We start from the raw sequence: 25,519 nt of genomic DNA on the forward strand, positions 1-25,519 counted from the left end.
GATTCCGGCCATTCTGTCCACGCCCGTTCACGAGAGGTCCACGCAGACGTTCGTCAGCTCGGAGTAGAAGTCGAGCGAGTGCACGCCGCCCTCGCGGCCCACACCCGACGCCTTCACCCCGCCGAACGGGGTGCGCAGGTCGCGCAGGAACCACGTGTTGACCCAGACGATGCCGGCGTCGAGCCGGGCGCCGGCCCGGTGCGCCCGGCCCACGTCCCGCGTCCACACCGTCGCCGCCAGGCCGTAGGCGGTGCCGTTGGCGAGCGCGTACGCCTCGTCCTCGTCGTCGAACGGCGCGACGTGCACCACCGGTCCGAAGATCTCCTCCTGGTTGGTGCGGGCGTCCGCCCCCAGGCCGGTGAGCACCGTCGGCTGCACGTACGCCCCGCCGTCGCGGGCGTCGCCGAAGCGCGGCGCGCCGCCACCGGCGCGGACCTCGGCGCCCTCGGTACGGGCCAGGGCGTAGTGGCCGAGCACCTTGTCCCGGTGGCCGTGCGAGATCAGCGGCATGTTCGCCGTCGCCTCGTCGTCCGGCCAGCCGTACGCCAGTTCGCCGGCACGCTCGGCCAGCCGGGCGGTGAACTCCTCGAACACCGGCCGCTGCACGTAGATGCGCTCGGTGCACAGGCACACCTGGCCGCCGTTGGTGAAGCTGGACCGCACCGAACCGGCCACCGCCGCGTCCAGGTCGGCGTCGGCGAACACCAGGCCGGCGTTCTTGCCGCCCAACTCGAAGCTGACCGCCTTCACGCCGTCGGCGGCGGCGCGCATGATCGCGCTGCCGGTCGCCGACTCGCCGGTGAACGTGATCGCGTCCACGCCCGGGTGCCGGGTCAGGTGCTCACCGGCCGATCCGGGGCCGAAGCCGTGTACCAGGTTGAACACGCCGTCGGGCACGCCCGCCGCGGCCATCACCTCGGCCAGCAGCGTGGCCGAGGCGGGAGTCTCCTCGCTGGGCTTGACCACCACGGAGTTGCCGCAGGCCAGGGCCGGGGCGACCTTCCAGGTGAGCAGCAGCAGCGGCAGGTTCCACGGCACGATGACGGCTACCACGCCGACCGGCTTGCGGACCGCGTAGTTCAGCGCCCGGCCCCCGGCCGGGGTGACTGTGGTGAACGACTCGGTGGGCGCGGTGGCCACGATCTCGGCGAAGGCCCGGAAGTTCGCCGCCCCGCGCGGGATGTCGAGCGTACGGGCCTGCGAGATGGCCTTGCCGGTGTCCGCGACCTCGGCGGCGACCAGGTCGTCGAAGCGCCGCTCCAGCTCGTCGGCGACCCGGCGCAGCACCTCGGCGCGGTCCCGCTCCCCCATCCGGCCCCACGGGCCGCGCAGCGCCGACCGGGCCGCCGCTACCGCGTCGTCCACAGTCGACCGCGACGCCTCGACCACCTCGAACACCGGCTCGCCGGTGACCGGGCTGCGCTTGGTGAACCGGCTGCCGGCGTCGACGAACTCGCCGCCGACGAAGTTGCGCAGCAGGCCGGGGCCGTGCGGCGCGTGGCCGGTCATCAGCCGGGGATCCCAGAGCGTCATCGCCGCCTCCCCAGCGCCGCGCGGACCCCACCGGCCAGCAGCGCTACCGCGCCGGCCGCGACCGCGCCGACCACCGCGTACTGAGCGCGCACCCGGCGGCGCACCTGCGCGTACGGGGTGGTGGAGAAGGAGACCAGCTCGTACTGGGAGACGTAGCGGCCGGGCAGCGCGCGTTCCAACGCGTGCTCGACCTGCTTGCGGGTGCGGAACACCGGCGAGGCGACCTTGTCCCGCATCTCCACGAAGTTCGCCAGCGCCATCCGGGCGATCGCCTCGGCGTTGTCCTGGCGGCGGTGCTGGAACAGCGGCAGCGCGGCGGCCCACTCGTCGTCGCACTCGTCGAGGCAGCGGTCCAGCTCGACGACGTCCTCGAACGCGCAGTTCGCGCCCTGGCCGTAGAACGGCACGATGGCGTGCGCGGCGTCGCCGATCAGGCCGACCTTCCCGGCCACCTGCCACGGCGTGCAGCGCACCGTGCCGAGCACGCCGACCGGGTTGTGCTGGTAGTCGTCGACCAGGTTCGGCGCGAGCGGAACCAGGTCCGGGTAGTGGGTGGCGAAGAACCGCTCGATCGCGGCCGGGCTGCTCAGCGACGCGAAGCTGCGGGTGCCGTGGGTGGGCCAGAACAGCGTGCAGGTGAAGGAGCGGTCCGGGTTCGGCAGCGCGATCATCATCGAGGTGCCGCGCGGCCAGATGTGCAGCGCGCCCGGGTCGAGCGCGAACTCCCCGCCCAGCGGCGGGATGGTCAGCTCCTTGTAGCCGTAGTCGAGGAAGTCCAGGCTCTCGGTCACGCCCCCGTACGCGAGCAGTTGCCCGCGCACCGCGGAGCCGGCGCCGTCGGCGCCGAGGACGACCGAGGCGGTGGCGGTGACCTTGCCCTGCGGGGTCTCGAACGTCATCCCGCCGCCGAGCGGGTCGAGCCCGACCAGCCGGTGGTCGAACGCGACGCGCACGTTCGGCAGCGCGGCGGCGGCGTCGAGCAGCGCGTTGTTCAGCGCGCCCCGGCTGATCGAGTTGATCGCCCGGTCCCCGGAGCCGCTGTACGACTGGAACTCCGGCGCGCCCTCGACCGGGTGGATCATGCGACCGCGCATCGGCAGCGCGTCCGCCGTCACCTCGTCCTCCAGGCCGATGCGCCGCAGCGCGTCCAGGCCACGCTCGGACAGCGCCAGGTTTATCGACCGGCCCCGCTCGACGGTGCCGGTACGCGGGTCGGGCCGCCGCTCGTAGAGGGCCACCGGGTAGCCGCGCCGGGCCAGGTAGCAGGCCAGCAGGCAGCCGGCCAGCCCGGCGCCGACGACAGCGATCTCGTCGCGCTCGGTCAAGACCCCTCCTTCTCGACAGTCGCCGCCAAGGCCTCGGCGACCCGCCAGCAGTCGTGGTACGTGGAGTACAGCGGCACCGGCGCGAACCGGACGATGTCCGGCTCCCGGGCGTCGGCGATCACGCCGTGCTCGTGCCGCAGCCGCTTGGTCAGCTCGTTCGCGCTGCCCACCCCGATCCGCAGGGAGAGCTGACAGCCGCGCCGGGCCGGGTCGCGCGGGGTGACCACTGTCAGCGGGCGGCCGGGCGTCACCTCGTCGAGCAGTTGCTCCAGCCAGGCGGTGAGCCGCAGGCTGCGCTCGCGCAACGCCGGCATGCCGACGGCGTCGAACAGCTCCAGCGACGTGCGCACCGGGCCCATCGCGAAGATCGGCGGGTTGGAGATCTGCCATGCCTCCACTGTGGCCGGCGGCCGGGACACCGGCGTCATCTCGAACCGGGTGGCCGCCTCGGTGCTCCACCAGCCCTCGAAACGCGGGATCGACGGGTCGCCGAGGTGCCGCTCGTGGACGAAGACGCCGCCCAGCGCGCCGGGGCCGGAGTTGAGGTACTTGTACGAGCACCAGGCGGCGAAGTCGACGTCCCAGTCGTGCAGCGCCAGCGGCACGTTGCCCGCGGCGTGCGCGAGGTCCCAGCCGACCACCGCGCCCGCGGCCCGGCCGGCGGCGGTGACGGTGGGGATGTCCATCAGCTCGCCGGTCAGGTAGTTCACGCCGCCGAGCATCAGCAGCGCCACCGTGTGGCCCTCGCGGGCCAGGAAGTCCAGGACGTCCTCGGTGCCGAGCGTGTCGGAGCCGGGACGCGGCCTGAGGCGTACCACAGTGGTGTCCGGGTCCAGGCCGTGGAAGCGGGCCTGGCTGCGCACGGCGTAGCTGTCCGAGGGGAACGCGCTGTCCTCGATGACGATGCGGGTGCGCTCGCCGGCCGGCCGGTAGAAGCTGACCATCAGCAGGTGCAGGTTGACGGTGAGGGAGTTCATCACCACTGTCTCCGCGGGCAGCGCGCCGACCAGACGGGCGGCCGGAGCGGTCAGCAGCTCGTGGTAGGGCAGCCAGGGCCGCTCCGACTCCAGGTGCCCCTCGACGCCGAGGCGGCTCCAGGCGTCCAGGTCGGCGAGAAGTTCGTCCCGGGTCGCCCGGGGCTGGAGGCCGAGCGAGTTGCCGGCCAGGTACGCCGTGTCGGGGTGGCGCCCGCCGTCGGCGGGTGGGATGTGGAACAGGTGCCGGTGGCCGGGGTCCGCGGCGTCGCGGCGGAGGGCTTCGGTCTCGGGGGTGTGCATGCTGTTCTCTCTCGTCACATCGCGGTGCGGGCCGACCACAGCTCCGGGAAGACCACCCGGGCCATGCTGCGCTGCAACCATGCCAGTCCGGCGGAACCACCGCTGCCGACCTTGGCGCCCATGGTGCGCTGGACGGCCTTGACGTGGTTCCAGCGCCAGTCGCCGAACTCCTCGGCGATCTCGGTGAGCGCGTCGCCGAGCAGGCGCAGGTGGTTGTCCGGGCCGTTGTCACCGTAGATCCGGACCCACGCCGCCTCGACCGCCGGGTGCGCCTCGTGCTCGGCGTTCACGTCCCGCGACAGCAGCTCGGCCGGCACGTCGAAGCCCTTGCGGGCCAGCAGCGCCACCACCTCGTCCCAGAGGCTCGGAATGGCGAGCGCGGCGGTCAGCTCGTCGTACACCTCGGTCTGCCTGCGGAACGGGCGGATCAGCGCCCGGTCCCGCAGGCCGAGCAGGAACTCCAGCTGGCGGTACATGGCGGACTGGAAGCCGGAGCCCTCGCCGAGCCGGTCGCGGAAGCGGTTGAAGTCGGCCGGGCTCATCCAGCGCAGGCCGTGCCAGGCGGCGTTGAGGCCCTCCAGGTGCAGGGCGGCGCGGCGCAGCGGGGCCAGCGCCTCCCAGATCCGGTCCTCGCGCAGTTCGCGCTTGGCGTGCCGCAGCTCGTGACAGGTCAGGCCGAAGTACAGCTCCATGATCTGGCTGACCATCAGGAAGGACATCTCGCCCGGGTCGTCGCTGAGCGGCTCCTGAAGCCGGTGCAGCGTGCTGGCCCGTACGTACGCGTCGTACGGCACGCGGTCGGCGAACTCCAGCGTCGGCTCGCCGCCGTTGCGTGCCGCCCGAGCCGCCCGCTCCTGGGGGGTTACCGGGCGCACCGCCGTCGTCTGTTCCACAGTCATTCTCCGTCCGTGCGCGGGGTAGACGTCATGATCCCGCTGGTGGGCGGCCGAATGGAATGCCTGTTCAACGGCGGTATGGTGGTCTCACTTCGCGAACCGAAACCATCTCGCGTCGCCGCCTTTACGGAAGGAAGGTCAGCCCGTGGACGACATGGACTGGGCCCTGCTGCGCGAACTCCAGGCCGACGCCCGGCTGTCGTACAGCGAGCTGTCCCGCCGGGTCCACCTGTCGCCGCCCGCCGTCGCCGAGCGGGTACGGCGGCTGGAGGAATCAGGCGTGATCACCGGCTACCACGCCCACGTCGACCTCACCCGGGCCGGACGCACGGTGCTCGCGCTGATCCGGATGTCCTGCTACGGCGCGCGCTGCATCCTCAACGACCCCGAGGTCACGGGCTGGCCGGAGATCATGGAGATCCACCGGATCACCGGGGACGCGTGCAGCATGCTCAAGGTCGCCGCCGCCGACATGGGCGAGTTCGAGGAGGTCATCGACCGCCTCGCGCCGTACGGGCAGCCGTCCAGCACGATGGTGCTCTCCACCCCGCTGGCCTGGCACCCCGTGGTCAAGGCGCCCCGTTAGCTTCCCCCGCCCCCCGGGAAAGCAGGCGCCGCTGCCCGTCAGTGGTCCGGCGCACCGTCGCGCCGGGAGGGGGGAACCATGCGAGGGCTCCTGTCACATCGTGCGTTGTCGTCCCTGTTGGGCCTGGTCGGCCTGGTGGCGGCGTTCGTCCTGACCACCGCGTCGGCGGCCCGGGCCGGGGAGAACGTGTTCATCGAGGTGACGCCGAACAGCGTCCAGGCCGGTTCCCGGGTCGACCTGCGGGCCGGTTGCGACACCAGCAACAACCGCCAGGCGCAGGTCACCTCGGACGCCTTCGGGCGGGTGGTGCTGCGGCCGGACAACGGCTTCCTCACCGGATCGGTCACCGTGCCCGGCAACAAGGAGCCGGGCGACTACCCGGTGAACCTGGACTGCTCCAACGGCAACACCGCCTCGACCATGCTCACCGTGCTCAACATGGCGCAGCCGAGCAAGGGGCCGGCGACCGGCGGTGGTGGCACCGCGGGTAGCCGGGGTACCGGTTCGCTGCTGCTCGTCGGCGGTCTGGTCGCGGTGGCAGTGGTGGCCGGTGTGAGCGCCCGCCGCAAGACCGGCGGCCGTGCCTGACGAGGGGTGCCGCAATGGCCCGCTCATCGCGCCGCCGGGACCGTACCGGCCCGGCGGCGGACCGCACCCGCCGCGCCGCCGCACGCCCCGGCCGCCGGTCGCCGGAGCGCGCCGCACGGCTCCGGGCCGCGCTGCGGCTGACCGCCGTGGCCGCGCGCCGGTTCGCCCACGTCGCCGGGCACGCGTTCTCGGCCAGCGTCGCCACCACCGATCCGCAGTCCCGGCCGATCAGGGTCCGCGCCGCCGGGACCACCACCCGCCGGTACGCCCCGAGCCGCAGCCCCGGTGTCCCGGTGCTCGTGGTGGCGAGCGTGATGGCGCTGATCGTGGCCATGCTCGGGGTGGAACGGGTGACCGGGGTCAGCGTGCTGCCGGACCGGATCGTCGCCGGACTGCGCCCGCCGCCGAAGAAGTTCCCGGTGCTGCCGGCCAGTCCACCGACCGGCCTGAGCATCGGCAAGCTCGACCTGCGCGCGCCGGTGCACCGGGTCGGCATCGCACCCGACGGCAGCATCGCGGCGCCGGACGTGGAGCGGGCCGGCGAGGTCGGCTGGTACGACCAGGGCCCGACCCCCGGCCAGTACGGGCCCGCGGTGCTCGTCGGGCACGTCGACACCACAAGCGGTCCGGCCGTCTTCCACGGGTTGAAGGAGTTGGACGACGGCGACCGGATCGAGGTGACCCGGGAGGACCGCTCGGTGGCGGTGTTCGAGGTGACGTCGATCGAGCGGTACGGCAAGGAGAAGCTGCCGGTGGAGGACGTCTACGGCGACTTCAGCCGCCCCAACCTGCGGCTGATCACCTGCGGCGGACGCTGGGTGGGCGGCGAGACCGGCTACGCGGACAACCTGGTCGTCTACGCCTCGCTGGTCAAGGCGCGCTGAGCGGGCCGGTGCGCGGGCCGGTCAGGCCGCCTCGGTCTCGGGTTCGCGCAGGTCGAGCCAGTCCGCCCAGCGCGGGTCGGGGGCGCGGTGCCCGAGCACCCGCCAGGCGGCTCCTTTGGGCGCGGCCGGCAGGTGGTGCAGCCGCCAGCCCAACTCGGCGGGCGTCTTGTCGCCTTTGGTGTGGTTGCACCGCGCGCACGCGGCGACCACGTTCTCCCAGGCGTGCCGGCCGCCCCGGCTGCGTGGGAAGACGTGGTCGATGGTCTCGGCAGGCCCCCGGCAGTACGCGCACCGCCACCCGTCGCGGGCGAACACGGCCCGCCGGGACAACCCGATGTGGGTGCGGTACGGCACCCGGACGTAGCGGGTCAGGCGTACCACCGAGGGCACCGGTAACGCGTTGCGCGCGCTGTGCAGGATGCCTTCGCCGTCGGCGACGCAGACCGCCTTGGCGGAGAGGACGAGAATCGCGGCACGACGCACCGACACGACGCACAGGGGCTCGTAGGTGGCGTTGAGAACGAGTGCACCGGAGCCCGCCGTGGGTCGTATGTCAGGCATCGCGCTCACCCTCCCGGTCCAGCCGCTCCCGCCTCGTGCGCGCCGGAACCGCCGGCGCGGACAGCGCGCAACGGCTCCGGCGCCGGCCGGATCACCGACGTCCGTTGCGCCAATAGTCCCTGATCGCGCCCCGGATTGCACGTACTAATCCGGGCTACCCCCGCCGCTAGCGACACTTCGCCGAGGTGGCGGTGTCCGCCGCCCGTCACCGGTGCGGTACGAAAGCAGAGTGAACGTCTCCGACCTGATCTCCGCCGTGCTGGCCGCCGTCTCCGACCGGCGGCCCGACTGCCAGGGCAGCAGCTCATGCGAATGGGTGTACCGAGTGACGAACTCCGCCTGGTTCGCGGAGAGCAGCTACTGGATCCTGCTCAAGCCGCTGCGGGTGGCGCTGATCCTGCTGCTCGCGGTGGCCGCCCGGTGGGCGCTGCACCGGACCATCAACCGGCTGGTGCGGACCACCACCGAGGGCACGGTGCCGACCATGCTCCGCCCGCTGCGCGAGCGGCTCCCCAGCGCCTCGCTCGACCCGGAGCAGTTCGTGCCGGAGCGGCGGCGGCAGCGGGCCGAGGCGATCGGGTCGGTGCTGCGCAGCATGGTCACCGCGTTCGTCTTCGGGATCGCGCTGCTGATGGTGCTCAAGGAGTTCAGCTTCGACCTGGCCCCACTGCTGGCGAGCGCGGGCATCGCCGGCGTGGCCCTCGGCTTCGGCGCGCAGAGCCTCGTCAAGGACCTGATCGCCGGCCTGTTCATGCTGATCGAGGACCAGTACGGCGTCGGCGACACGGTCGACCTGGGCGAGGCGACCGGCGTGGTCGAGGCGGTGGGGCTGCGGGTCACCACGGTCCGGGACGGCCGCGGCGTGCTCTGGTACATCCGCAACGGCGAGATCGTCCGCGTCGGGAACAAGAGCCAGGGCTGGGCGCTGGTCGTGGTCGACCTGCCGATCGGGTTCGCCGGCACCGAGGACGCCACCGCCGTGCTGCGTACCGCGGCGGCGTCGGTGGCACTGGACCCGGAGCTGGCGTCGAGCATCGTGGAGGAGCCGGAGGTCCTCGGCGTCGAGCAGATGACAGTCGACGGCGCGGTGATCCGTACCGTCGTCAAGACCACCGCGGACGGGCAGTTCGCGGTGGGCCGCGAACTGCGCCGGCGCCTCGCGGAAGCGCTGGAGAACTCGGGGATCGTCGCGCAGATCGCGGCCGCCCGGCTGTTCCCGGGCCTGCCGGTCCAGCCGCCGGCACCGCCCGCGGCCGAGGGTACGGGCACCGGCGGACCCACCTGAGCCGCCGGACGAGCCGGACTATTTTCCGGGGGTCGCGCGCCGCGCGGCCCCTCGGGTATCGTCCGTTCGTTCAGTCGGAGATGCGACGATCAATCCGTTCGCCCTAGCCAGCTGTCAGACGATCGGGCAGAATCCGGTGCACACGCTCCACCGGGGGGCGTGCTCGTGTCCTCGCTGATCGGTTGATCTGACGACGGTTCCCGGTCGGGCCATCACAAGTGGTCGACCAGGAACGATGGAGGCGACGGTGTCCGACGCGCGACCCGCCCGGGAGGGCCCGGCCACCTTCCGGGACGTCTTCGGTCAGTCGGAGTTCCGCGCCATCTTCGCCGCCAACACCCTCTCCTGGGTTGGTGACTACCTGGCCCGCGCCGCGGTCACCGTGCTCGTCCTGCGCGAGACCGACTCGGTCGCGCTCTCCGCCGCCGCGTTCGCCGCCAGCTACCTTCCCTGGCTGGTCGGCGGCCCGCTGCTCTCCGCGCTCGCCGAGCGGCACCGCTACCGGCGCGTCATGGTGGTCTGCGACCTCCTGCGGATGGCGCTGATGGCGCTGGTCGCGATGCCGTGGATGCCGACCTGGTCGGTCTTCGCGCTGATCTTCCTGGCCACGCTCGCGAACCCGCCGAGCCAGGCGGCGCGGTCGGCGCTGATGCCGCACATCCTGACCGGGGACCGGCTGGTCGTGGGCCTGTCCGCATTCACCAGCGCCGGCCAGGCCGCCCAGGTCGTCGGCTACCTGATCGGCGCCACGGTGGCGGCGCTCAACCCGAACACCGCGCTGCTCGTCAACGCCGTGACCTTCGCCGTGTCGGCCGCGCTGGTCCACTTCGGCGTCCGCGAGCGGCCACCGGCGATGACCGAGGTGCACCGCAGTCACCTGCTGCGGGAGACCGTCCAGGGTTTCCGGATCGTCTTCGAGCGGCCGGTGCTGCGCGCCATCGCGGTGCTGGTGTTCAGCGCGATGCTCTTCTCGATCGTCCCGGAGGGCCTGGCCGCCGGCTGGGCCGCCGACCGGACCGACGGCCGGATGGACGCCGGCACCGCCCAAGGGCTGATCATGGCCGCCGTCCCGGTCGGATACATCCTCGGCGGGCTGACCATCAGCCGGCTCGTCGGCCCGGAGCGGCGACTGACCCTGATGCGACCGTTGATGATCATCGCGCCGGCGACACTCGTACCCGCGCTGCTCAACCCGCCACCGGCGGTGGTCGCGCTGCTGGCCGCCGGGTGCGGCTTCGCCGTCGCCGGGCTCGTCCCGGTCGCCAACGGCCTGTTCGTGCAGGCGCTGCCGGACGGATTCCGGGCCCGGGCGTTCGGCGTCATGGCCAGCGGCACGCAGATCATCCAGGGTGCCGCGGTGCTGGCCACGGGCGCCCTCGCCGAGCGCTTCTCGGTCCCGTCGGTGGTCGGGGTGTGGAGCGCCGCCGGAGTGCTGATCATGACCGTGGCGGCTCTCGCGTGGCCCCGGCCGCAGGTGATCCACGAGGCCGTCGAGGCCGCCCGCGCCGAGTCGGCGACCGGCGCCGGCACCCCGCACGCGCCCTCGCACGGCCCCTCGCCCGGTGACCGGAACCGCGAGCACGGCCGGCGCCGGCACGCGGTGACGTGATCCGCGCGGCCCGGCGGGAGGGCGCGGGCGCCGGGCCGCACCTGGCAGGATGGAAGCGTGACTTCCCCAGGCGAGTCGATGACCCTCTTCGAGGCGATCGGTGGTGAACCGGCCTTCCGCAAGCTGGTGGACGAGTTCTACGCCGGCGTCGCGGACGACCCGCTGCTGCGGCCGATGTACCCGGAGGAGGACCTGGGCCCGGCGGCGGACCGGCTGACCCTGTTCCTCATCCAGTACTGGGGCGGCCCGCACACCTACTCGGAGCAGCGCGGGCACCCGCGGCTGCGGATGCGGCACGCCCCGTTCCGGATCGGCGCGGCCGAGCGGGACGCCTGGCTGCGCCACATGCGCCGGGCGGTGGACACGCTCGACCTGCCGCCGCAGCTCGCCGCCGCGCTCTGGGACTACCTGGAGCGGGCCGCCTACTTCATGGTGAACGTGATGGAGGACCCGGCCGCCGGCTGAGCCCGGCTCAGAGCAGGGCGCCCTCGTCGTGCAGCCAGTCGACGAACGTCACGGCGACGGCGGCGCCGCAGTCGAGCGTCTCGACGAGCAGCGCGTCGTGGGCGCCGGCGCCGAGCGGCACCTGCAACTCGGCGTAGATCGGAAGCTGACCGCGCTCGGTCGGGTCACCGATGTACGCCTTGCAGAAGCGCCGGGTGTGGTTCCACTCGTTCACCACGCGATAGGCCCGGTCGGCCCAGTCCGGCGGGACCGTCGCGTGCGGACGGGCCCGCATCACGAGGATCTCGTCCTCCGGGCCCTCCAGCGCGATGAGCACGGCGTGCCGCTCCCACATGGCCAGCAGGTTGCCGCCGCCGTCGGCCAGATAACGGACGTCGAGCAGGTCGAGCGCGTCGCAGACCCGGCTCAGCGTGACCGGCGCGACGGTGGCCGGCATGTCCGTGAGGACCGGCCGCTCGGGTGGCGCCGCGTCGTCCCCCGGCTGGCGAGGGGTCGGTGGGCCGACCCGGATGGTGTCATCCACTGTGGTCCCGCTTCGAGTCTCCGGCTCCCCGCCAGCGGCGGGACCAGGGCGCCATGACCACCACGGCATCGCTCGCGCACCTCACTCCCCAGCGGATCCGGACGCCTACGGTGCGTTGGATCCGAGGATGGACGGTACCCGGACAGGCGGCGTGAGGCACCCCCCCAACGACCGCCCCAAACCGGAAGGACGAAGTGGGGTCATCCGTTCGGGTGATCCGGCGTCGGCCTGAGTGCAAGATCGGAAACGGTACGCGACCAGGCCGCCCCGAACGGTCCGACGAGCCCGACCCATCGGCCGGCCGTCCGCACCTGAACGTCGTCCGCGCCGGAGCTGAGAAAACCCATCCGGACCAGGGCCTGCACCAGCCGCTGCGACACCTCCACCGGGGCGCGCGGCGCCTCGTCCGGGGTCACCACCACGGCGACGTGGTCCAGCAGTGCGTCCCGCAGCATCCGCTGCCCGACCGCGCGGCCCGCCACGCCGCGCGCGGCCGCCTCGCGCAACGTCCCGGCCGCCGCCTCCGCGATCCGGCGCAGCTCGGCGCCGGGCAGCGCCTCCACCGCCCGGCTCGCCGCCGGCGGGAGCTGCCACCGCCAGCCGTCGTCCCGGCGTACCGGAAGCGCGGCGCCGCCGGCCGAGAGTTCGGCCAGCAGCTCCCCCGCGGCGACCGTGGCGTCCCCGGGAGCGACGCCCGGCACGGTGCGGACCACGAGCACACCCCACGGCAGCCGCGCCCAGAGGGCGGTCCGGCCCGCGCCCGGCACCGGCCGCAGCCGGACCAGAGTGGCCGGGTCGAACCGGACCAGCCGGGCCAGGAAGGCCCCGGCGTCGGCCGTCCCGGTCAACCCGTGCCCGGTCATGCGCTCAGCCCCGGCGCGTAGCCGAGCAGGAACGCCCGTTCCTCCGGCGAGATCCGGCGCGGGCGTTGCGCCGTCAGGTCGAACGGCACCAGCAGCGACCGGGCGGTCCCGGCCAGCGTGTCGCCGTCGTACAGCTCGTACGAGACCGAGAAGTAGGCGGCCTTGATCTGGTCCACCCACAGCTCGATACGCACCGTCGGGGCGGCCTCCGCGCTGGCCCGGCCGAGCGCGTAGTCGACCGGGCGCAGGTAGTCGACCTCGTGCCGGCGGATGACCACACCGTCGGCGAACGAGCCCACTCCCCACGCCCGGCCGCCGGCGAACATCATCGCCACCCGGGCCTCCTCGTAGAGCGTGAGGAAGCGGGCGTTGTTGACGTGGCCGTACGCGTCCAGGTCGGACCAGCGCAGCGCGCAGTGGTAGACGAACCGCTCAGACAAGGGTCGGCACCGGTCAGTCGCGGGTGAGCTTGCGGTAGGTCACCCGGTGCGGCCGGGCGGCCTCCGCGCCGAGCCGGTCGACCTTGTTCTTCTCGTACGCCTCGAAGTTGCCCTCGAACCAGAACCACTTGGCCGGGTTCTGGTCGTCGCCCTCCCAGGCCAGGATGTGTGTGGCGACCCGGTCCAGGAACATCCGGTCGTGGGAGATGACCACGGCGCAGCCGGGGAACTCCAGCAGCGCGTTCTCCAGGCTGGACAGCGTCTCCACGTCCAGGTCGTTCGTCGGCTCGTCGAGCAGGATCACGTTGCCGCCGATCTTCAGCGTCAACGCCAGGTTGAGCCGGTTGCGCTCGCCGCCGGAGAGCACCTTCGTCGGTTTCTGCTGGTCCGGCCCCTTGAAGCCGAACGCGGCGATGTACGCCCGGGACGGCATCTCGACCTTGCCCACCATGAGGTGGTCCAGACCGTCGGAGACGACCTCCCAGACGGTCTTGTCGCCGTCGAGGCCCTGCCGGTTCTGGTCGACGTACGACAGCGAGACGGTCTCGCCGACCCGGACCGAGCCGCTGGTCGACTGCTCCAGCCCGACGATGGTCTTGAACAGCGTGGTCTTGCCGACGCCGTTGGGGCCGATGATGCCGACGATGCCGTTGCGGGGCAGCGAGAACGACAGGCCGTCGATCAGCACCCGGTCGCCGAACGCCTTGGTCAGGTTCTGCGCCTCGATGACCGTGTTGCCCAGACGCGGGCCCGGCGGGATCTGGATCTCCTCGAAGTCCAGCTTCCGGGTCTTCTCCGCCTCGGCGGCCATCTCGTCGTAGCGGTCCAGGCGGGCCTTGGACTTGGTCTGCCGCGCCTTGGCGTTCGAGCGGACCCACTCCAGTTCGTCGGAGAGGCGCTTGCGCATCTTGGCGTCGCGGCGTCCCTCGACGGAGAGCCGGGCGGCCTTCTTCTCCAGGTAGGTGGAGTAGTTGCCCTCGTAGGGGTAGGCCCGGCCGCGGTCCAGCTCCAGGATCCAGTTGGCCACGTTGTCCAGGAAGTACCGGTCGTGCGTGATCGCCAAAACGGTGCCTGCGTACTTGGCCAGGTGCTGCTCCAGCCACTGCACGCTCTCCGCGTCCAGGTGGTTGGTGGGCTCGTCGAGCAGCAGCAGGTCCGGCGCTTCCAGCAGCAGCTTGCACAGCGCCACCCGGCGGCGCTCACCACCGGAGAGCTTGGTGACGTCGGCGTCCGGCGGCGGGCAGCGCAGCGCGTCCATGGCGAGTTCGAGCTTGGAGTCGATGTCCCACGCGTCGGCCGCGTCCAGGTCCTCCTGGAGCTTGCCCATCTCCTCCATCAGCTCGTCGGAGTAGTCGGTGGCCATCTGCTCGGCGATCTTGTTGAACCGCTCCAGCTTGGCCTTGGTCTCGGCCACCGCCTCCTCGACATTGCCGAGGACCGTCTTCTCCTCGTTGAGCGGAGGCTCCTGCGCGAGCATGCCGACCGAGTAGCCGGGCATGAGCCGGGCCTCGCCGTTGCTCGGCCGGTCCAGCCCTGCCATGATCTTGAGGAGGCTGGACTTACCGGCGCCGTTCGGACCGACCACCCCGATCTTGACACCCGGCAGGAAGTTCAGCGTCACGTTGTCGAGCACGACCTTGTCGCCGTGCGCCTTGCGCGCCTTGTCCAGGACGTAGATGAACTGGGCCACGGTGCGGGCTACCTCCGTCGGTTGCGATCGCGGGCTTGTCGGGTGCGGGGCGCGGGCGCTGTCTGCGCCTGCCGCCGCCGGCCGGGAGCCGGCCGCGCGCACGCCGCCGTCAATCCTGACAGGTACGGACCGCCACGCCCACATCACCCCACCCCAGGGGTACGGCGGCGAGCCTCGTTGCCAGCGCAGGTATGACTCAATAGCCTTGACGTATGACCAAGAAGATCGCCGTGAGCCTTCCGGACGATGTCGCGGAGCGGCTGGCCAGGGAGCCGAACGTGTCCGCCTTCGTGGCACGCGCCGTGCGCCGCCAGATGGCCGGCGAACAGACGCGGGTGGTGCTCGCTCGCGCCGGTGTCACGATCGCCGACGAGGACGTGGACCGGGCCCACGCGGAGATGCAGCAACTCGCCGCGAGCATCACGCCCGAGCTGCGCGAGCAGGCCACCAAGCTCCAGTCGGAGGTCCTTGCGGCCAGGGCGAAGGCACGCCGGTGACGCAGTTCGGCCTGGCGCTCGACACGGCCGCGCTGCTGGCCTACGCCTCGGGCGCCAAGGACGTCGGCGCGAAGATCGCCGAGGCTACCGACTACGCGCGTGACGTGCTGGTGCCCGCCCTCTGCCTGGCGCACGCGCATCAGCAGGCCACGGCCGCGCAGTGGGAGCTTCTCGAATTGCTGGCCGCGCTGCCGCAAGTACAGATCACCCCGGTGGAGCCGGACATGTGCGCGTATCTCGGCGACTGGTCGCGCCGGATGACCGGCCGGATGGACCTCGCGCAGCTGGCCATGGAGGCCGCCGCCAACCCGCTCGTGCCGATCGTGACGGACCGGCGGAAACTGCTCGGTGAGGTGCTCCCCAAGGAGTGGCCGATCATCGACCTCTGAGCCACCGGTGTCGACAAGATCACGCGATGGATTCGGCGGTTCTGGGACGGGTAGGTAACTCCGGCACGGGGGATCAGACGCCGCAGCTACGCTCAGTACGCTCATCGCGGTGGACCCGTCAGTACCCGGAGGTGGCCGATCGTGACCGTCCGTAGCTCCTTTGTCGTAGTGGCCAACCGCCTGCCCGTCGACGAGGTGAGCACACCCGAGGGCCGGCAGTGGCGGCGCAGCCCCGGCGGGCTGGTGACCGCCCTGCACCCGGTGCTGGCCGAGCACAAGGGCACCTGGGTGGGGTGGGCCGGTGGCACCGGCGCCGCGCCCGAGCCGTTCGACCTGGAGGGCATCCGGCTGCACCCGGTGCCGCTGAGCGCCGAGGAACTGGAGCGCTACTACGAGGGCCAGTCGAACGCGACGATCTGGCCGCTCTACCACGACGCGGTGGAGACGCCCGCCTACAAGCGGCGCTGGCGCGAGGCGTACCGGTTGGTGAACGCCCGGTTCGCGGAGGCCGCGGCGGACGTGGCGGCCGAGGGCGCGACGGTCTGGGTGCAGGACTACCAGCTCCAGCTCGTGCCGGCGATGCTCCGGGAGCTGCGGCCGGACCTGCGGATCGGCTTCTTCCTGCACATCCCGTTCCCGCCGATCGAGCTGTTCATGCAGATGCCGTTCCGCACCGAGATCCTGCGTGGACTGCTCGGCGCGGACCTGGTCGGCTTCCAGCAGCGGTTGGCGGCGCAGAACTTCGTCCGGCTGGCCCGGCACCTGCTCGGCCTGCGCTACGAGGGCCAGATGATCCAGGTCGACGGCCGGCAGGTGAAGGCCGGCGCGTTCCCCATCTCCATCGACACCAGGGAGATGGAGCGGCTGGCCGAGGATCCGGCGATCCAGGCCCGGGCCAAGCAGATCCGCGAGGAACTGGGCAACCCGAAGACGATCATCCTGGGTGTCGACCGGCTCGACTACACCAAGGGCATCGAACTCCGGCTGAAGGCCTTCCGGGAACTCCTCGCTGACGGAAAGTTGACAGTTCCGGACGCGGTTATGGTGCAGGTCGCCACGCCCAGCCGCGAGCGCGTGGAGCACTACCAGGCACTTCGGGTGAAGGTGGAACGCGAAGTTGGCCGGATCAATGGTGAATTCGGCCGGGTCGGCGTGCCTGCCGTGCATTACCTGCATCAGTCGTACAGTCGCTCCGAACTGGCCGCGATGTACGTCGCGGCCGACGTGATGATGGTGACCCCGCTGCGAGACGGAATGAATCTGGTGGCCAAGGAGTACGTCGCATCGCGCGCCGACCAGGGCGGCGCGCTCGTGCTCAGTGAGTTCGCCGGCGCCGCGACAGAGCTGCGCCAGGCGTTCCTGTGTAATCCGCACGACCCGGACGCGGTGAAGGACGCGTTGCTACGGGCCGTGCATGTCGAAAAGCCCGAAGCCCGCCGCCGGATGCGCGTCATGCAGCGCCATCTGCGCAGTCACGACGTGGGCCACTGGGCCAAGTCGTTCCTCAGCGAGCTCGGCGTGCCCGATACGGAGGCCGCGTGACCTCGCCCGCCCCCGCCGCCCACGGCGGCGTGCTGGATCCCGACCTGCGCGCCGCCATCGGCCGTATCGCCCGGGTTCCGCAACTCCTTGTCGCCTGCGACTACGACGGCACGCTGGCGCCGATCGTGGAGGACCCCAGCAAGGCCGTGCCGCTGCCCGAGTCGGTGGCGGCCGTACGCGCGCTGGCCGCGCTGCCGCAGACGAGCGTCGCCGTCGTATCCGGCCGCGCGCTGCGCGACCTGGCCGCGCTCTCCCGGCTGCCCAGCGAGGTGCACCTCGTCGGCAGCCACGGCTCCGAGTTCGACATCGGCTTCGTCGAGCGGCTCACCCCCGAGCTGATCGCCGTCCGGCACCGGCTCCGCGAGGCACTGCGCGAGATCGCCGCCGAGCACCCGGGCATCCGCCTGGAACGCAAGCCGGCCAGCGTCGCCGTGCACACCCGCGGTGTCGACCCGCACGTCGCCGCCCGAGCCGTCGAGGCGGTCCGCAACGGCCCCGCGACCTGGGAGGACGTGACAGTCACCCAGGGTAAGGAGGTCATCGAGCTGTCGGTGGTCGTCACCAACAAGGGCACCGCCGTCGACCAGCTCCGCACCCAGCTCGCCGCGAGCGCGGTCCTGTTCATCGGCGACGACGTCACCGACGAGAACGCCTTCGGCAACCTGACCGGTCCGGACGTCGGCATCAAGATCGGTCCCGGGGAGACCCGGGCCGACTACCGGGTGGCCGAGCCGATCGAGGCGGCCCGCGCGCTGGGGCTGCTGCTGGAGACGCGGCGGCACTGGCTGTTCGGCGAGCGGGCGGTGCCGATCGAGCGGCACTCGATGCTCGCCAACGGCCGTACCGTCGCGCTCGTCACGCCGGAAGCCAAGATCACCTGGCTGTGCCACCCGAAGCCGGACTCGGCGGCGATCTTCGCCGACCTGGTCGGCGGCAGCCCGGCCGGGCACTTCACCGTCGGGCCGGAGCGCGGCGGCATCCCGCTGGGCCAGCGCTACCGCAGCAACACCATGACCGTCGAGACCCGCTGGTCCGGCCTGACCGTGACCGACTGGCTCGATCTGCCGGTGCGGGAGACCACGCCGGACGACCCGGCCGTGGTCAGCGGCGACTCGACACTGGTCCGGGTGCTCGGCGGCACCGGGCGGGCCCGCATCGAGTTCGCGCCGCGTCCCGAGTTCGGTCAGGTGGCGGTGCAGCTCCAGCCGCTCGACGACGGGCTGCTGGTGCTCGGCTCCAACGAGCCGGTCGCGCTGCACTCCCCCGGCGTCGAGTGGGAGGTCACGAACGACGCCGGGTACGAGACCGCGAAGGCGGTGGTCGACCTGTCGGCGGCCGGCGGCCAGGTGGTGCTGGAGCTGCGCTTCGGCACGCAGAGCCTGGAGCCGCACCGGCTGCCGCTGCACGAGCGGCAGGCCGCCGCCGAGCAGCCCTGGAAGGACTGGGTGGCCTCGCTGCGGCTGCCCGCCACCGCCCGGGACCTGGTCGCCCGCAGCGCGCTGACGCTGCGCGGGCTCTGCCACGAGCCGACCGGCTCGATCCTCGCCGCGGCCACCACGTCACTGCCGGAGGAACTGGGCGGTGTCCGCAACTGGGACTACCGCTACTGCTGGCTGCGGGACGCCGCGATGACCGCCCGCGCGCTTGTCGACCTCGGCTCGACCGAGGAGGCCGAAGGGCTGCTGCGCTGGATCGACGGCGTGGTCGAGCGCACCGGTGGGCACCCGGAGCGGCTGCATCCGCTCTACACGGTGGACGGCTTCGAGCTGGGCGCCGAGGCGGTCATCGACACGCTGCCCGGCTACGCCGGCTCCCGGCCGGTACGGGTCGGCAACCTCGCCAACCACCAGCTCCAGCTCGACGTCTTCGGCCCGGTCGCGGACCTGATCGCGGCGGTGGTCGACGCCCGTGGCTCGATCCGCGACGACGAGTGGCGGGTGCTGGAGAACATGGTCGAGGCGGTACGCCGCCGCTGGCACGAGCCCGACCACGGCATCTGGGAGGCCCGCCTTCCCCCGCGGCACCACGTCTTCTCCAAGGTCATGCTCTGGATGACAGTGGACCGGGCGCTGCACGTCGTACGCCGGCACGGCGGCGAGGACCGGCCGGAGTGGGTCGACCTGCGCGACCGGATCGCCTCGAACGTGCTTGAGCACGGCTGGCACCCGGAGGCCGAGGCGTACAGCGTCGCCTACGGCTACGAGGAGATGGACGCCTCGTCGCTGTGGATCGGCATCTCCGGGCTGCTCGCCGGGGACGACCCGCGTTTCCTCTCCACCGTCCTCAAGATCGAGGCGGAGCTGCGCAGCGGTCCGGTTGTCTACCGGTACCACTGGGACGACGGCCTGCCCGGCCGGGAGGGCGGCTTCCACATCTGCACGTCGTGGCTGATCGAGGCGTACCTGCGCACCGGCCGCCGCAGCGATGCCGAGGAGCTGTTCACCCAGATGGTCGACACGGCCGGGCCGACCGGGCTACTGCCGGAGCAGTACGACCCGCTGGCCGAGCGCGGGCTGGGCAACCACCCGCAGGCCTACAGCCACCTCGGCCTGATCCGCTGCGCCCTGCTGCTGGAGAACATGCTCAAGCAGTGACCTGACGCGACGCCCCGGACGGCGGCGGGAGACCTCCCGGTCCCCCGCCGCCGTCCACGTCCACGCCCCGCCCGCCTCGGCGATCAGGCGAGGATGGTGGAGGTCAGGGTGTGAACGACGTCGCCGACCACCACGATCGCGGGTGGGCGTAGCGCGGCAGCCTCCACGTCGGCGGCCACAGTGCCCAGCGTGGAGCGCAGTGTGCGCTGAGCGGCTGTGGTGCCCTCCTGGATGACCGCGGCGGGAGTGTCAGCCGGTCTGCCGTTCGCGATCAGGGTGGCGCTGATCGCGGCGAGGTTCTTCAGACCCATCAGGATCACCAGCGTGCCACGCAACCCGGCCAGGGCCTCCCAGCGGACGAGCGACGCGGGCGCGTCGGGCGCGAGGTGCCCGGACACCACAGTGAACTCGTGCGCCACGCCCCGGTGCGTCACCGGCACCCCGGCCACCTCCGGCACGGCGATCGCGCTCGTCACGCCGGGCACCACAGTCACCGGCACGCCCGCCTCGGCGCAGGCCAGCAGTTCCTCGCCGCCGCGCCCGAAGACGTACGGGTCGCCGCCCTTCAGCCGCACCACCACCTTGCCGGCCCGGGCCCGGTCGACCAGGATCCGGTTGATCTCCTCCTGGGCGCGCGACGGCCCGTACGGAATCTTGGAGGCGTCGACCAGCTCGACGTCCGGGCGCAGCTCGTCCAGGAGCAGACCGGGCACGAGCCGGTCGGCCACGACCACCTCGGCCTCGGTGAGCAGCCGCCACCCCTTCACGGTGATCAGCTCCGGGTCGCCCGGCCCGGCGCCGACGAGCGCGACGCGCCCGCCGGTGTTAAGAGGGGCCCCTTCCTCTACCGCAGGCGTTAACAGGGGGCCCTTCCTTCCGAGCAGGGCACGGATGGCGTCTCGGGTCGCCATCGCTCGGCGGGGGTCGCCGCCGCCGAGGACCGCCACGGTGACCGGGCCGTGCCGGGTCACCGCCGGGGTCCACGCGCTGGCCGCCGTCCGGTCGTCGGCGCGGACGCAGAAGATCCGCCGCTCGGCCGCGGCGGCGCTGACCGCAGCGGCGGCGGCCCGGTCGTCCACCGCCACCTGGACCAGCCACGCGCCGTCCAGGTCGCCGGGGGCGAACCGGCGCGGCTCCCAGTGCAGCCGCCCGGCGTCGACGTGCGCGCGCAGCGCCGGAGTCAGTTCGGGCGACACCAGCAGCACGTCCGCGCCGGCATCGAGCAGCGCGGGCACCCGCCGGGTGGCGACCGCTCCGCCGCCCACGACCACCACGCGCCGCCCGCCCAGCCGCAACCCCAGGGGGTACGGGCTCGGCGGCGTCGGCCCGGCCGGCTCGGTCACTTCTCCGCCACCCCGGCGGAGTCGAACGTCGCCACCTCGTGCAGTACCCGGACCGCACCGGTGACGACGGGCAGGGCGAGCAGTGCCCCGGTGCCCTCGCCGAGCCGCAGCCCCAGGTCGATCAGCGGCTCCAGGCCGAGGTGCCGCAGCGCCGCCGTGGCGCCGGGCTCGGCGCTGCGGTGCCCGGCGACCATGGCGCCCACGGCGTCCGGCGCGAACGCGGCGGCGGCGAGCGCGGCGCTCACCGCGATCACGCCGTCGAGCAGCACCGGCACCCGGCGGGCGGCGGCACCGAGGATCAGGCCGGTCAACGCGGCGTGCTCCAGCCCGCCGACTGTGGCCAGCACGCCCAGCGGGTCGGCCGGGTCGGGCTCGTGCCGGGCCAGCGCGGCACGCACCACCGCCACCTTGCGGGCGTACGTCTCGTCGTCGACTCCGGTGCCCCGGCCGGTGGCCGCCTCCGCGTCCACGCCGCCGAACGCGGCGACGAGCGTGGCGGACGGGGTGGTGTTGCCGATGCCCATGTCGCCGGTGAGCAGGATGCCCGCCCCGGCGTCGATCAGTTCGCCGGCGACCCGGATGCCGGTCTCGACAGCCACGCGGGCCTCGTCCCGGGTCATCGCGGCGGTGACCGTCATGTCGCGGGTGCCGGGGCGTACGTTGGCGGCCACCAGGCGCGGCCCGGTCGGGTCACCGGGGCCCTCGGCGCCGGCGCCGGGGATCGGGGTGGCCACGCCGACGTCCACCACGGTGACCGAGGCGCCGGCCTGGCGGGCGAACGCGTTGACCACCGCGCCGCCGGCGAGGAAGTTGGCGATCATCTGGGCGGTGACCTCCTGCGGCCACGGGGTCACGCCCTGGGCGTGCACGCCGTGGTCACCGGCGAAGATCGCCACCGCGGCCGGCTCGGGCAGCGGCGGCGGGCAGGCGCCAGCCAGCCCGGCGAGGCGTACCGAGAGCGGCTCCAGGGCGCCGAGCGAGCCGGCGGGCTTGGTCAGCCGCCCCTGCAACTCGCGGGCCGCCGCCATGGCGGCCTCGTCCAGCGGCCGGATCGCCGCGACTGTGGACTCCAGCATCATGCCTCCAGGATCCGTGCCAGCGTCTCGATGAACGCGTCGGTGGTGCCCCGGTCGCGTACGGCGATCCGGAGCCAGTCCGGGCCGAGCCCGGGGAACGTGTCGCCCCGGCGTACCGCCCAGCCGTGCGCGCGCAGCCGCTCGCGTACCTCGGCGGCGCCGGCGGTGTGGATCAGGACGAAGGCGGCGGCCGGGCGGCCCGCCACGCGTACCCCCGGCAGGCCGGACAGGCGGGCCACCAGGTGGTCGCGGTCGGCGGCGAGTTCGGCGGCGATGGCGCGTTCGGCAGCGACGGCGGCCGGTGCGGCGCAGGCGGTGGCGGCGGCGAGCGCCGGGGTGGAGACCGCCCAGAGCGGCTGCGCGGCGGCGAACCGGGCCAGCAGCGCGGCGTCGCCGAGCAGGTAGCCGATCCGCAGCCCGGCCAGGCCCCAGGTCTTGGTGAGGCTGCGCACCACCACGAGGCCGGGCAGGTCGCGGCGGGCGGCGAGCGACTCGGGCTCGCCGTCGGCGCCGGGCGCGGCGGTGCTGTCGGCGAACGCCTCGTCGACCACGAGCACCCGGCCGGGACGGGCCAGTGCGGCGATCGTGTCCGCCGGGTGCAGGACCGAGGTGGGGTTCGTGGGGTTGCCGATCATGACCAGGTCGGCGTCGTCGGGGACGCGGGCCGGGTCGAGGCGGAAGCCGTCGGCCGGGTCGAGCAGCGCCCGGTCCACCCGGTGCCCGGCGGCCCGCAGCGCCGCCTCCGGCTCGGTGAACTGCGGGTGCACCACCACGGGGTGGCGGGCGCCGGTCAGCGCGCGGGCGATCAGGACGAAACCCTCGGCCGCACCGGCGGTGAGGAGTACCTCCTCCGGGGGTCGCCCGTGCCGGTGAGCGACGGCGGCGCGGGCCGGTGCCGGGTCCGGGTACGCCGCCAGGTCGCCCAGCGCGGCGGTGATCGGGTCGGCAAGCCAGTCCGGCATCGGGGCGCGGCGCACGTTCACCGCCAGGTCCACCAGGCCGGGAGTGGCCTCGGCGTCCCCGTGGTGGCCCAGGTCGGGCTCGTGGAGCGCGGCGGCGCTCCCGGTCGGTGCTGCGGGCATGTCCGCGATCCTGCCGGGTAGCCGCCGCCCGGGACAGCGCATCCCGGCGTGGGTCGCGTCACGGTCCGCCAGTTTATGAGTTCTTCTCATTTCCGAATCGGAAATGTCATAGCTTGGCCCCGTGAGCAGTCGTCCCCTTGCTTCCGCTGGCCGTCTCGTTCCCCTTCTCCGCGCCGGGCTGATCGCCGGCATCGTGGTCGCCGCCGCCCTGTATCCGCTGGTCGCAGTGACCGGCATCGGGGCCAAGGCCACCGCGCACGCGATCGAACAGAAGACGAACATCCTCAAGACCGCGCTACCGGCCGAGACCTCGTACGTCTACGCGCCGGACGGCAAGACCGTGCTGACGATGTTCTACGAGGAGTACCGGCAGTACACCAAGATCGAGAACATGTCGCCGAACATCCAGCAGGCGATCGTCGCCGCCGAGGACAACCGCTTCTACCAGCACCACGGCGTCGACCCGAAGGGCGTGGCGCGTGCTTTCGTATCGAACGCCCGATCCGGCGGCGTCTCCCAGGGCGCCTCGACGATCACCATGCAGTACGTGCGGATGGCGCTGCGGGACAGCGCGACCACACCCAGGGAGGTCCAGGAGGCGACGCAGCAGACCAGCCTGCGCAAGGTCAGGGAGATGCGCATGGCGCTGGACATCGAGAAGCACCTGAGCAAGGACCAGATCATGGAGCGCTACCTCAACTCGGCCTACTTCGGTCACCGCGCGTACGGGATCTACGCCGCCTCGCAGATCTTCTTCTCCAAGACCCCGGCCACGCTCACCCCGGTCGAGGCGGCCACGCTGGCCGGGCTGGTGAAGTCACCGTCGGAGTACGACCCGATCACCTCGGACCAGAAGGACGCCACCGGCCGCCGCAACTACGTGCTGGACAACATGGCCCGCCTCGGCTACCTGTCGCCCGACGCGGCCGCGGCGGCCAAGGGCCAGCCGATCAAGCTGAAGCTGACCACCCCGCCCAACGACTGCGCCGCGATCGACGGCGGGCACCGCAGCTGGGGCTTCTACTGCGACTACCTGAAGAACTGGTGGAGTTCCCAGCCCGCGTTCGGCGAGAACCGGCTGGAACGGATGGACAAGCTGCGCCGCGGCGGCTACCGGATCGTGCTCGCCCTCGACCCGAAGACCCAGGCGGCGGCGGAGAAGAACGTCGGCGCCAAGGACAACACCGGCAGCCCGTTCGCCAACGGGATCGTGGTCGCCGAGCCCGGCACCGGGCGGATCAAGGCGATGGCGGTGAACCGGAACTACTCGCTGGACCTGGCCGAGAACCCGAACAGCTCGAACCCGGAGGCCGGCCCGAAGGTCAAGGCGAACTATCCGAACACGGTGGCGCCGCTGCTCGGCGGCGGGGTGCTCCCGGGCTACCAGGCCGGTTCGACGTTCAAGATGTTCCCGATGCTCGCCGCGCTCAACGCCGGGATGCCGCTGTCCACCGCGTACGACTCGCCGCACACGTACAAGTCGGCCGTCTACGACGGCTGGGCGCCGTCCAACGCCAGCGGCGCGATGACCGGCCGGCAGACCATGTGGTCCGGGTTCGGCAAGTCGGTGAACACCTACTTCGTCCAGTTGGAGGAGAAGATCGGCGCGGACGCCGGGGTGCGCCTGGCCGAGCAGCTGGGGCTGCGCTGGCGTACCGACGTGGACAAGGAGCAGGCGTCGCCGGGGAAGGCGAAGAAGTGGGGCGCGTTCACGCTCGGCGTCTCCGACGCCACCCCGCTGGAGATGGCGAACGCGTACGCCGCGATCGCCGCCGACGGACGCTACTGCGAGGCCATCCCGGTCAACTCGATCATGAACCGGGACGGCACGCCCGCCACGTACACCACGCCGGGCGGGGTGCAACGGGAGGTCGCCAAGCCCCGGTGCCGGCAGGTGGTGAACGCCGACGCGGCCCGGGCCGCCACCGACGCGGCGCGCTGCCCGACCGGCGACACCCCGGCCAAGGGGAGCTGCGGCGGCTGGTCGACCGCCGACAGCGTGCGGGGTACGGTCGGCCGCCCGGTCGCCGGCAAGACGGGTACGACCGACAGCACCCGGTCCGCGTGGTTCGTCGGCTACACGCCGGAACTGGCGGCGGCGAGCTTCATCGCCGATCCGGACAACCCGTTCAACGCGGTGGGGGACGGGCAGGCCCAGATCCCGGTGAACGCGGTGGCGCGGACCTTGCGGGACTCCCTGAAGGGCCAGCCCACCCGGCAGTTCACGCCACCCTCGGACCAGATAGTCGGCTGACCCCTCTGTTCCGCCCGGGGGTGCGCCCGGGTAGTTGATCAAGGAGTTCGCGTCAGGGATCCCCCGACGTGAACTCCTTGATCGATGTCGGGAGCGGACGGCGGTCAGCGGAGGTCGGCGGCCACGAAGGACCACAGCTCCAGGTCGACCCGGACGCCGCGGCGAGACGCCGCACGCCGATGCGCGGGGTGGAGACGGTGAGCGCCGGGAACCGGCG

23 protein-coding genes are annotated in these 25,519 nt (G+C 72.6%); 11 read left to right on the plus strand and 12 right to left on the minus strand.

What is annotated here, in order from left to right; all coding sequences use genetic code 11:
• Positions 1-27: 27 nt before the first annotated feature.
• From GA0070215_RS13915 to GA0070215_RS13930, 4 genes are read right to left on the minus strand one after another with little or no spacing between them, the layout of a single operon-like run.
• Positions 28-1,509 carry a 2-hydroxymuconic semialdehyde dehydrogenase gene (locus GA0070215_RS13915; protein ID WP_091046097.1) on the minus strand — a complete coding sequence of 494 codons (1,482 nt, stop codon included), beginning with the start codon at positions 1,507-1,509 and terminating at the stop codon, positions 28-30.
• Between the two features lie 20 nt (positions 1,510-1,529).
• Positions 1,530-2,858 carry an FAD-dependent oxidoreductase gene (locus GA0070215_RS13920; RefSeq protein WP_091046100.1) on the minus strand — a complete coding sequence of 443 codons (1,329 nt, stop codon included), beginning with the start codon at positions 2,856-2,858 and terminating at the stop codon, positions 1,530-1,532.
• Positions 2,855-4,135, minus strand: coding sequence for a kynureninase (gene kynU / locus GA0070215_RS13925; RefSeq protein WP_018786918.1), 1,281 nt, complete (start codon positions 4,133-4,135; stop codon positions 2,855-2,857). Before kynU ends, GA0070215_RS13920 begins: the two co-directional genes overlap by 4 nt.
• A gap of 14 nt (positions 4,136-4,149) precedes the next feature.
• Positions 4,150-5,034: a tryptophan 2,3-dioxygenase gene (locus GA0070215_RS13930; protein ID WP_026268249.1), complete on the minus strand. Its 885-nt coding sequence runs from the start codon at positions 5,032-5,034 to the stop codon at positions 4,150-4,152.
• Positions 5,035-5,176: 142 nt separating this feature from the next.
• Here GA0070215_RS13930 and GA0070215_RS13935 point away from each other — a divergent pair, with 142 nt between their 5' ends.
• The 3 genes from GA0070215_RS13935 to GA0070215_RS13945 all read left to right on the plus strand — a co-directional run bounded on the left by GA0070215_RS13935 (position 5,177) and on the right by GA0070215_RS13945 (position 7,089).
• Entirely contained in the window at positions 5,177-5,617 is a 441-nt protein-coding gene (locus GA0070215_RS13935; protein WP_018786920.1) for an Lrp/AsnC family transcriptional regulator, read from the plus strand.
• 78 nt (positions 5,618-5,695) lie between these two features.
• The gene (locus GA0070215_RS13940; protein ID WP_081635963.1) at positions 5,696-6,205 is read left to right on the plus strand and encodes a hypothetical protein; all 510 of its coding nucleotides are present in this window, start codon (positions 5,696-5,698) and stop codon (positions 6,203-6,205) included.
• 14 nt (positions 6,206-6,219) lie between these two features.
• Entirely contained in the window at positions 6,220-7,089 is an 870-nt protein-coding gene (locus GA0070215_RS13945) for a class F sortase (protein WP_018786922.1), read from the plus strand.
• A 21-nt stretch (positions 7,090-7,110) separates the two neighbouring features.
• Here the strand turns inward: GA0070215_RS13945 and GA0070215_RS13950 are convergent, their stop codons facing one another.
• Entirely contained in the window at positions 7,111-7,650 is a 540-nt protein-coding gene (locus GA0070215_RS13950) for an HNH endonuclease (RefSeq protein WP_026268250.1), read from the minus strand.
• 229 nt (positions 7,651-7,879) lie between these two features.
• Here GA0070215_RS13950 and GA0070215_RS13955 point away from each other — a divergent pair, with 229 nt between their 5' ends.
• From GA0070215_RS13955 to GA0070215_RS13965, 3 genes are all read left to right on the plus strand, one after another.
• A complete protein-coding gene (locus GA0070215_RS13955; RefSeq protein WP_018786924.1) occupies positions 7,880-8,935 on the plus strand; it encodes a mechanosensitive ion channel family protein in 1,056 nt (351 codons plus the stop codon).
• A gap of 235 nt (positions 8,936-9,170) precedes the next feature.
• Positions 9,171-10,544, plus strand: a complete 1,374-nt coding sequence (locus GA0070215_RS13960) for an MFS transporter (RefSeq protein ID WP_018786925.1) — start codon at positions 9,171-9,173, stop codon at positions 10,542-10,544.
• Between the two features lie 78 nt (positions 10,545-10,622).
• Complete coding sequence (locus GA0070215_RS13965; protein ID WP_091046104.1) at positions 10,623-11,009, plus strand: globin; 387 nt, start codon at positions 10,623-10,625, stop codon at positions 11,007-11,009.
• Between the two features lie 7 nt (positions 11,010-11,016).
• Here the strand turns inward: GA0070215_RS13965 and GA0070215_RS13970 are convergent, their stop codons facing one another.
• The 4 genes from GA0070215_RS13970 to ettA form a co-directional block, all read right to left on the minus strand.
• On the minus strand, positions 11,017-11,601 hold the full coding sequence (locus tag GA0070215_RS13970) for a type III secretion system chaperone family protein (protein WP_026268253.1): 585 nt from the start codon (positions 11,599-11,601) through the stop codon (positions 11,017-11,019).
• Between the two features lie 131 nt (positions 11,602-11,732).
• The gene (locus tag GA0070215_RS13975; RefSeq protein WP_091046107.1) at positions 11,733-12,395 is read right to left on the minus strand and encodes a DUF8185 domain-containing protein; all 663 of its coding nucleotides are present in this window, start codon (positions 12,393-12,395) and stop codon (positions 11,733-11,735) included.
• Positions 12,392-12,835, minus strand: a complete 444-nt coding sequence (locus tag GA0070215_RS13980) for an acyl-CoA thioesterase (RefSeq protein ID WP_018786929.1) — start codon at positions 12,833-12,835, stop codon at positions 12,392-12,394. Before GA0070215_RS13980 ends, GA0070215_RS13975 begins: the two co-directional genes overlap by 4 nt.
• A gap of 13 nt (positions 12,836-12,848) precedes the next feature.
• Entirely contained in the window at positions 12,849-14,525 is a 1,677-nt protein-coding gene (gene ettA, locus GA0070215_RS13985) for an energy-dependent translational throttle protein EttA (protein ID WP_018786930.1), read from the minus strand.
• 212 nt (positions 14,526-14,737) lie between these two features.
• Between ettA and GA0070215_RS13990 the strand changes: the two genes are divergently transcribed.
• The 4 genes from GA0070215_RS13990 to otsB all read left to right on the plus strand — a co-directional run bounded on the left by GA0070215_RS13990 (position 14,738) and on the right by otsB (position 19,547).
• Positions 14,738-15,022: a hypothetical protein gene (locus GA0070215_RS13990; protein WP_091046109.1), complete on the plus strand. Its 285-nt coding sequence runs from the start codon at positions 14,738-14,740 to the stop codon at positions 15,020-15,022.
• On the plus strand, positions 15,019-15,411 hold the full coding sequence (locus GA0070215_RS13995; RefSeq protein WP_091046112.1) for a hypothetical protein: 393 nt from the start codon (positions 15,019-15,021) through the stop codon (positions 15,409-15,411). The genes GA0070215_RS13990 and GA0070215_RS13995 overlap by 4 nt, the downstream gene beginning before the upstream one ends.
• A gap of 141 nt (positions 15,412-15,552) precedes the next feature.
• Entirely contained in the window at positions 15,553-16,953 is a 1,401-nt protein-coding gene (locus GA0070215_RS14000) for an alpha,alpha-trehalose-phosphate synthase (UDP-forming) (RefSeq protein WP_026268254.1), read from the plus strand.
• Positions 16,950-19,547, plus strand: a complete 2,598-nt coding sequence (otsB, locus tag GA0070215_RS14005; protein ID WP_091046116.1) for a trehalose-phosphatase — start codon at positions 16,950-16,952, stop codon at positions 19,545-19,547. Before GA0070215_RS14000 ends, otsB begins: the two co-directional genes overlap by 4 nt.
• Positions 19,548-19,630: 83 nt before the next feature.
• Here otsB and cobA read toward each other — a convergent pair whose 3' ends face one another.
• Genes cobA through cobC form a run of 3 tightly spaced genes read right to left on the minus strand, consistent with a single transcriptional unit; the run spans position 19,631 to position 23,048 of the window.
• Entirely contained in the window at positions 19,631-20,890 is a 1,260-nt protein-coding gene (gene cobA / locus GA0070215_RS14010; protein WP_091046119.1) for a uroporphyrinogen-III C-methyltransferase, read from the minus strand.
• Positions 20,887-21,966 carry a nicotinate-nucleotide--dimethylbenzimidazole phosphoribosyltransferase gene (gene cobT / locus GA0070215_RS14015; RefSeq protein ID WP_091046123.1) on the minus strand — a complete coding sequence of 360 codons (1,080 nt, stop codon included), beginning with the start codon at positions 21,964-21,966 and terminating at the stop codon, positions 20,887-20,889. The genes cobA and cobT overlap by 4 nt, the downstream gene beginning before the upstream one ends.
• Entirely contained in the window at positions 21,966-23,048 is a 1,083-nt protein-coding gene (gene cobC / locus GA0070215_RS14020) for an Rv2231c family histidinol phosphate aminotransferase CobC (RefSeq protein WP_018786937.1), read from the minus strand. Before cobC ends, cobT begins: the two co-directional genes overlap by 1 nt.
• A gap of 121 nt (positions 23,049-23,169) precedes the next feature.
• On the opposite strand from cobC, the gene GA0070215_RS14025 reads away from it, so the two are divergent.
• Entirely contained in the window at positions 23,170-25,302 is a 2,133-nt protein-coding gene (locus tag GA0070215_RS14025; protein ID WP_026268255.1) for a transglycosylase domain-containing protein, read from the plus strand.
• The last annotated feature ends 217 nt before the right edge of the window (positions 25,303-25,519 follow it).

Source organism: Micromonospora marina (assembly GCF_900091565.1).
Classification (GTDB): domain Bacteria; phylum Actinomycetota; class Actinomycetes; order Mycobacteriales; family Micromonosporaceae; genus Micromonospora; species Micromonospora marina.

Coding starts and splice junctions, on each gene's coding strand:
- GA0070215_RS13940 (WP_081635963.1), top strand. CDS start 5,696: ATGCGAGGGCTCCTGTCACATCGTGCGTTGTCGTCCCTGTTGGGCCTG.
- GA0070215_RS13970 (WP_026268253.1), bottom strand. CDS start 11,601: ATGCCGTGGTGGTCATGGCGCCCTGGTCCCGCCGCTGGCGGGGAGCCG.
- GA0070215_RS13950 (WP_026268250.1), bottom strand. CDS start 7,650: ATGCCTGACATACGACCCACGGCGGGCTCCGGTGCACTCGTTCTCAAC.
- cobC (WP_018786937.1), bottom strand. CDS start 23,048: ATGCCCGCAGCACCGACCGGGAGCGCCGCCGCGCTCCACGAGCCCGAC.
- GA0070215_RS13945 (WP_018786922.1), top strand. CDS start 6,220: ATGGCCCGCTCATCGCGCCGCCGGGACCGTACCGGCCCGGCGGCGGAC.
- GA0070215_RS13990 (WP_091046109.1), top strand. CDS start 14,738: ATGACCAAGAAGATCGCCGTGAGCCTTCCGGACGATGTCGCGGAGCGG.
- cobT (WP_091046123.1), bottom strand. CDS start 21,966: ATGCTGGAGTCCACAGTCGCGGCGATCCGGCCGCTGGACGAGGCCGCC.
- GA0070215_RS13965 (WP_091046104.1), top strand. CDS start 10,623: ATGACCCTCTTCGAGGCGATCGGTGGTGAACCGGCCTTCCGCAAGCTG.
- kynU (WP_018786918.1), bottom strand. CDS start 4,135: ATGCACACCCCCGAGACCGAAGCCCTCCGCCGCGACGCCGCGGACCCC.
- GA0070215_RS13975 (WP_091046107.1), bottom strand. CDS start 12,395: ATGACCGGGCACGGGTTGACCGGGACGGCCGACGCCGGGGCCTTCCTG.
- GA0070215_RS13930 (WP_026268249.1), bottom strand. CDS start 5,034: ATGACTGTGGAACAGACGACGGCGGTGCGCCCGGTAACCCCCCAGGAG.
- GA0070215_RS13960 (WP_018786925.1), top strand. CDS start 9,171: ATGGAGGCGACGGTGTCCGACGCGCGACCCGCCCGGGAGGGCCCGGCC.
- GA0070215_RS13915 (WP_091046097.1), bottom strand. CDS start 1,509: ATGACCGGCCACGCGCCGCACGGCCCCGGCCTGCTGCGCAACTTCGTC.